Genomic DNA, 6,822 nt, shown 5'->3' with positions numbered 1-6,822 from the left:
CGTGGCGTTCTTAGTCTGTTGTTCCTACAATCGGGCCTTTACGGGCTGTTAGTCCCCCACTTAGAATCTTATGTTTCCTCAACTTCTTGAAGCAGGGGTCTTACAGCCCGTTAATCTGCGAAAAATTAGTTCGAAAGAAAAATTGACAAAAATGCATATCTCTGAAAAAATAGATATGATGATTGTGAACTTTGAGGTGATTGTCATGCTTTCCGATAAAGTGAAATTAACGGCAAAAGATATTTTGGAAAAAGAATTTAAAACGGCTATGCGCGGCTACAAACCAGAAGAAGTAGATAAATTTCTCGATTGGGTAATAAAGGATTATGAAACTTTCCATCAGGAAATTGAAGATTTACAACAAGAAAATATGAGATTAAAGAAGCAGCTTGAAGAGGCTTCCAGACGTCCAGTCGCCGCACAAACTGCTGGGACAACGAATTTTGATATACTAAAGCGGCTGTCCAACTTAGAAAAGCATGTTTTTGGAAGTAAATTGTACGATTGACAAAAATTTTCTCGATTTCAAATTGAAAACCATTGCTATTCATTTGAAAGTTGCATATAATAACTTTTGTTATCATTAATAACGTTCGGGTAATCGCTGCAATAAGCGTATAGCGAATTGTAGAGGAAAGTCCATGCTCGCACAGGCTGAGATGCGTGTAGTGTTCGTGCCTAGTGAAATCATAAGCTAGGGCAGTTAGGCAAATACGTGTATTTGCTTGGCTGACGGCAGGGAAAATGCCTAAGTCCTTGGATATGGCATGAATACCTTGAAAGTGCCACAGTGACGGAGCCTTTTCAGAAATGAAGAGGGTGGAACGAGGTAAACCCCACGAGCGAGAAACCCAAATTATGGTAGGGGCGCTTTCTCTTAGGAAATGAACGAGGAGAAGGACAGGGTATACCTGTAGATAGATGATTACCACCTTAGTACGAGACTTAGGGTCGTTTGCAGTACAAAGGAACAAAACATGGCTTACAGAACGTTATTAGTGACATGAATGCATGAAGCTACTGCCCTCCTTTATAGGGGGGCTTTTCCTATTGGACAAAGAATTTTGTCCTTTTTTCGACTTTTGAAGGAAAGCGTTTATAAGATGCTTATGCCAATATTGTATATTGAGGAGATTAACTATATGATAATAATGAATACTAAAGAAGAAAAAATATCGTAAATAAGGACGAAAAATATGATATTATCTGAGATCAGGGTCAGTCAACAAATAAAACTCGCAGAGAGGATTCTTCAAAATACGAGTGAAGGAGTCATGATTACAGACGGGAAATCTAGAATTATTTCCGTAAATCCTGCTTTTGAAATTGTGACTGGATATACGAAAGAAGAAGTTGTTGGAAAAAATCCAAACATCCTTCAATCTGGAATTCATGACGAGCAGTTCTATAAACATATGTGGAACCAAATTTATGAAAACGGATACTGGAAAGGTGAAATTTGGAATAAACGCAAAAATGGAGATGTATTTCTTGAATGGATAACGATTAGCTCCATTAAAGATGAAGAGGGTTACATCACAAATTTTGTTGCTGTATTTTCTGATATTACGGATCGTAAACATGCTGAGGATCAGCTGAGATATTTAGCACATAACGACTCCCTGACAGGCGTGGCCAATCGCTATAGTTTAAATAAGCGGCTTGAAGACTTAATATATACAGCTGAAAAGTATAATCAGCTATTAGCTGTCCTTTTTCTAGATTTAGATCGGTTTAAACAAATAAATGATACTCTCGGTCATAATTATGGAGATATGCTTCTGAAGAAAGTATCTACAAGGTTAAAAGGGTTGCTAAAAAATAAGGATATGATTGCAAGGCTTGGCGGGGATGAGTTTGTCATCGTTTTACCCAACCTCAAACATCCAAAAGAAGCCGTCCATATGGCTGAAATGATAATAGAAGAGTTTACAAAATCTTTTCATCTTAATATGCAAGAAGTATACGTTTCTACAAGTATTGGGATAAGTTTATACCCTTTGGACGGGACGGATATCGAAACATTATTAAGAACCGCAGACAAGGCTATGTATGAGGCGAAAAGCGGCGGAAGAAATCAATTCGAGCTTTATCATAATAAGATGCATCACAATGAGTCAAGACAGATGAAAATGGAAAATGATTTGCGAAAGGCAATTGAACGTAATGAATTTTTTCTTGTTTATCATCCAATTATTGATGCGAAAACGAATAAAGTTGTTAGTTTGGAAGCATTGGTCAGATGGAAACAAGAAGAATTTGGTCTAGTACCACCTTCAGAATTCATTCCTCTTGCAGAAGAGTCTGGCTTAATCATTCCAATAAGTGAATGGATTATTCAAAAAGCATGCGAAGATTTAAAAGCCATCCATTTACAAGGTAATCCTAAATTGAGAATGAGTGTAAATATTTCGGCGATTCATTTCAACCAAGACAATTTTGTAAAATCAATAGGTGAAATTTTTCAAAGAACGAATGTCAACCCGAACTATATTGATTTTGAACTTACAGAAAGTATGATCATGCCAAAAGCGAGTGAAACTGTCGATAAGCTTGTAAAGTTAAAGCAGCTTGGTGTTAAATTATCAATAGATGATTTTGGGACAGGCTACTCATCATTAAGCTATTTAAACCGTTTTCCGCTCGATACACTGAAAATAGATCAAAGCTTTATAAGAAGAATATCTATATATGAGGAAGATTCCTCCATTGTGGAGGCCATTATTACGATGGCGCATCGGCTGCACTTAAAAGTAGTGGCAGAAGGTGTTGAAAATAAAAAACAATATGATTTTCTTAAGAAAGAACAATGCGACTTTATTCAAGGTTTTTATATATCCAAACCAATTCCTTTACATAAGCTGTTGACATTTCTAACGAGCTGGGAAACGGAAATAATGAATTAGGGTGAAATTATGACAAAATATGATCTGATTGCAACATCTGCTATGGGCTTAGAGGCCCTCGTTGCGAAGGAAGTACGCGCTTTAGGGTATGATTGTGAAGTTGAAAACGGAAGAATCAGCTATAAAGGGGATTCTCTGGCGATTGCTAGATCGAATTTATGGCTTCGTACAGCAGATCGAATAAAAATAAAAATCGGGGAGTTCAAAGCTACTACCTTCGATGAACTTTTCGAGAAAACAAAATCACTTCCTTGGGAAAATTATTTATCTGAGGACGCTGAGTTTCCGGTAATAGGGAAATCTGTTAAATCTAAGCTCTTTAGTGTATCTGATTGTCAGGCAATCGTCAAAAAAGCAGTTGTTGAAAGATTGAGAACCCATTATAAAAAAACTGGCTGGTTCGAGGAAAATGGCCCGTTATATAAAATAGAAGTGGCATTACTTAAGGATACGGCCCTGCTCACGATCGACGCAAGCGGAAGCGGCTTACATAAGCGAGGATATCGGGCTGGCCAGGGAGAAGCCCCATTAAAGGAAACTCTTGCTGCCGCACTTGTCATGCTTACGAACTGGACTCCAGAAAAACCGTTTGTTGATCCTTTTTGCGGTTCCGGCACCATTCCAATTGAGGCAGCACTAATCGGACAAAATATTGCCCCCGGATTTAATCGTGAATTTATTTCTGAATCGTGGTCATGGGTGCCTGAACAAGTCTGGGATGAGGCAAGAACTGAGACAGAGGATTTAGCGAACTATGATCAGCAGCTTGATATAACTGGCTCTGATATTGATCATCGCATGGTGAAAATTGCTCAGGAGAATGCATTTGAAGCAGGCTTTGGTGATTTAATCAGCTTTAAACAAATGCAGGTAAAGGATTTTACAACAACAAAGGAATATGGAGTAATCGCCTGCAATCCTCCATATGGGGAACGATTAGGGGAAAAAGAAGCAGTTCAGAAAATGTATGAAGATATGGGAAAGGCATTATCGTCCCTTGATACATGGTCGATATATGTTCTTACTTCGAATGAAGACTTTGAGAAATTTTACGGAAAACAAGCAACAAAGAAGCGTAAATTGTTTAATGGCTTTATAAAAACAGACTACTATCAATACTGGGGGAAAAGACCTCCAAAATAAGAAAAGCGGAAGCGCCTTGTCCACCCCCGACAAGCACAAGCCAATCCTCCCGGAAAGGTGTACTTTCCTTTCTGGGAGGATTGGCTTGTGACCTCGAGGGGGTAGGCGCTGAAGCTAGACAGTTCTCAAACTCGAGAAAAATAATACTTTCGGAGCATAGAACCACCTGTCCTTGAATACAATAGATGTATCATTTAGAGGATCAGGAGGCCAAGCCAATGCACCATTCCAATATAGATTTTAATAAAATATCACAGGTGTTAATAAATACGATTGAAGCGGTGAAGGGGGAACAGGAATTATCATCAGCGGCACTCGAACAGTTGCAAACTGCTCAAAATGAACTTCAGCAAGCGATGTCGTTATCATTTTCATCTGTACATAAAAGATCGGCTATTAAGAGGGGACCTGGCTGAGATGTGTCAGGTTCTTTTCTTTTATGTTTTAGTTCTTAAAGCGGCTTTTGCACTTCTTACTTGACACTTTCTCTATTTACGATACAATGATTGATGGTCTTTTGTTTAACAATGAAACAAAGATGAGATAATGATACAGGTATGAGATGAAGCGTCTATTAACAGGCGCTTAAATTTTTTCTATGTCGGAGGGGTAATATGCAAAGCAGAATGCCTTTTGCATTGTCCAAAAGTGAATCTTTTTTTGATAAATTAAGTGAATGGATCGGGGATGTTTTTTACGATATCCTGCCTGAAGCAGGCTTTGAAATGCGTGATGAACAAATTTTCATGGCATTTCAGCTTGAAAAGGCATTTAAGGAAAAGAAGGTTATATTCGCTGAAGCGGGTGTAGGTACAGGAAAGACGATTGTTTATTTGCTCTATAGCCTAGCCTATGCAAGATATATAAATAAACCAGCCATCATAGCCTGTGCAGATGAAACATTAATTGAGCAACTTGTGAAAAAAGAGGGCGATATTGCCAAGCTTGAAAAGGCACTAAACTTAAATATTGATGTACGGCTAGCGAAGTCAAGGGACCAATATCTATGTTTAAATAAGCTTGACCAATTAGTTGCAAGTGAAAATATGGATACATATAACTCGGTTTACGATCAGCTCCCTGAATTTGTCCATTCTGGTTCTTCCATGCAAAGCTTTGAAAGATATGGAGATCGAAAGGAATATCCTGAATTAACAGATGAGAAATGGAACGATATTGCATGGGATCCTTTTCAAGATTGCTTTACATGTGAAAAACGCCATCGTTGTGGACAAACTTTGAATCGTGATTTCTACAGGAATGCGAAGGATATAATTATCTGTTCCCACGATTTTTATATGGAGCATATTTGGACAAAGGAATCTAGAAAGAGAGAAGGGCAGCTTCCGCTTTTGCCGGATAGTTCTTGTGTCGTTTTCGATGAAGGTCATTTACTGGAATATGCCTCTCAAAAGGCATTAACCTATAGATTTACAGAGCAAATTCTTGAATCGCTATTAACCCGATTAATGGCCAATGATGTAAGAGAAAAGACATTGCATATGATCGATGAAACCATTATTCAAAATGAGCGATTTTTCTTTTCTCTTGAAAAGGCATCTTCTCTAGCAGAAGGTTCGGATAAAAAAACAATTAAAAAGTCTGAGATTGTCATCAAGGAAGGAAAAAAACTTCTTCAATATATTAGTTCACTTGAAGATGAGCTTGTGTTTGAAAGCGAAATGTATGTTATTAACGAATATGATTTAAAAATTGTTGAGGAGTATTTAGAACAAATATCGTATTCGCTATCCTTATTTCTAAAGGATTTGAAGGGGATCACTTGGTTCGAGGAACATGCAGGGGAAAGAACGCTCGTAATCATGCCCCGCATGGTTGAAGATATTATGAGAGAAGAAGTCTTCTCTCAACAGAAGCCATTTATTTTCTCTTCTGCGACACTTTCGGAAAATAAGTCATTTGATTATATGGCGAAAAGCTTAGGAATCGACAGCTACTTATCTTTTACCGTTTCTTCGCCATTTAATTATGATGATAATATGGTTATTAATATGCCGGCATTTAAAGAGGATTCACTTGATGAGAAAATGCAATATGTCGAAGAACAACTAGAAAAGTCTGATGGAAGAGCGTTAGTCCTTTTTACAGCAAAAGAGGAGCTTGCCAGCTTCAAAAAGAGGATTGAAGGCAAGATGAAATTCCCTGTCTATTTTGAAGGAGATGCTGAAATTAGTACGCTCGTATCTAATTTTCAAAATGAAGAGCAATCAGTACTATGCTCAGTTCATTTATGGGAAGGTTTAGACGTTCCTGGGAGATCACTTGAAAATGTCTTTATATTCTCATTGCCATTTCCTCCTCAAGATCCTGTTTTTAAAGCAAAACGTGAGGGGGCCTCTGACCCGTTTAAAGAGGTTGATTTGCCGTATATGCTTTTACGGTTAAGGCAAGGAATTGGAAGATTAATCAGAACTCATGAAGACAAAGGAAGAGTGCATATTCTTATTAAGGAAAATGAAGATAATGAAGTCCTTAAGCAAATTAAAAATGTGCTCCCAACAACGGAAGGTTAAACTAATAAAATACATCCCCTCTGCTAGTGAAAAGCAGAAGGGGATGTTTTTTAAAAGAGTTAAGAAAGCATAACATTTCTCGAGTTTGAGAACTGTCTAGCTCCAGCGCCTACCCCCGACATACAGGACGTACTAGTGTCGACTATGCGACAGGACATGCATCAATTAATTGCCAGATACTGATTTTGCGGAATGATATGGGGAAAATGTTGAAAATCCTCTTCGATAAGTAGAATGTT

At 37.9% G+C, this 6,822-nt stretch carries 5 protein-coding genes and 1 other RNA gene; all 6 read left to right on the top strand.

What is annotated here, in order from left to right; all coding sequences use genetic code 11:
- The first annotated feature begins 205 nt into the window (after window positions 1-205).
- The 6 genes from gpsB (at window position 206) to V7149_RS06230 (ending at window position 6,583) form a co-directional block, all read left to right on the top strand.
- Entirely contained in the window at window positions 206-508 is a 303-nt protein-coding gene (gene gpsB, locus V7149_RS06255) for a cell division regulator GpsB (RefSeq protein ID WP_066294702.1), read from the top strand.
- A gap of 81 nt (window positions 509-589) precedes the next feature.
- Window positions 590-990: RNase P RNA component class B (gene rnpB / locus V7149_RS06250), an RNA gene on the top strand.
- A 206-nt stretch (window positions 991-1,196) separates the two neighbouring features.
- Window positions 1,197-2,906, top strand: a complete 1,710-nt coding sequence (locus V7149_RS06245; protein WP_335344791.1) for a putative bifunctional diguanylate cyclase/phosphodiesterase — start codon at window positions 1,197-1,199, stop codon at window positions 2,904-2,906.
- 9 nt (window positions 2,907-2,915) lie between these two features.
- Entirely contained in the window at window positions 2,916-4,049 is a 1,134-nt protein-coding gene (locus V7149_RS06240; RefSeq protein ID WP_335344790.1) for a THUMP domain-containing class I SAM-dependent RNA methyltransferase, read from the top strand.
- 218 nt (window positions 4,050-4,267) lie between these two features.
- Window positions 4,268-4,465: a hypothetical protein gene (locus V7149_RS06235; RefSeq protein ID WP_335344789.1), complete on the top strand. Its 198-nt coding sequence runs from the start codon at window positions 4,268-4,270 to the stop codon at window positions 4,463-4,465.
- A gap of 198 nt (window positions 4,466-4,663) precedes the next feature.
- The gene (locus V7149_RS06230) at window positions 4,664-6,583 is read left to right on the top strand and encodes an ATP-dependent DNA helicase (protein ID WP_335344788.1); all 1,920 of its coding nucleotides are present in this window, start codon (window positions 4,664-4,666) and stop codon (window positions 6,581-6,583) included.
- The last annotated feature ends 239 nt before the right edge of the window (window positions 6,584-6,822 follow it).

This window comes from Bacillus sp. JJ1503 (assembly GCF_036965125.1).
In the GTDB taxonomy this organism is placed as follows: Bacteria; Bacillota; Bacilli; order Bacillales; family Cytobacillaceae; genus Cytobacillus.
Note: the sequence above shows the minus strand (reverse complement) of the source record. Positions and strands in the feature narration are given on the sequence as shown.

Bases quoted from the DNA above. Each gene is read 5' to 3' on its own strand.
- gpsB (WP_066294702.1), top strand. From the start codon at position 206: ATGCTTTCCGATAAAGTGAAATTAACGGCAAAAGATATTTTGGAAAAA.
- V7149_RS06240 (WP_335344790.1), top strand. From the start codon at position 2,916: ATGACAAAATATGATCTGATTGCAACATCTGCTATGGGCTTAGAGGCC.
- V7149_RS06245 (WP_335344791.1), top strand. From the start codon at position 1,197: ATGATATTATCTGAGATCAGGGTCAGTCAACAAATAAAACTCGCAGAG.
- V7149_RS06235 (WP_335344789.1), top strand. From the start codon at position 4,268: ATGCACCATTCCAATATAGATTTTAATAAAATATCACAGGTGTTAATA.
- V7149_RS06230 (WP_335344788.1), top strand. From the start codon at position 4,664: ATGCAAAGCAGAATGCCTTTTGCATTGTCCAAAAGTGAATCTTTTTTT.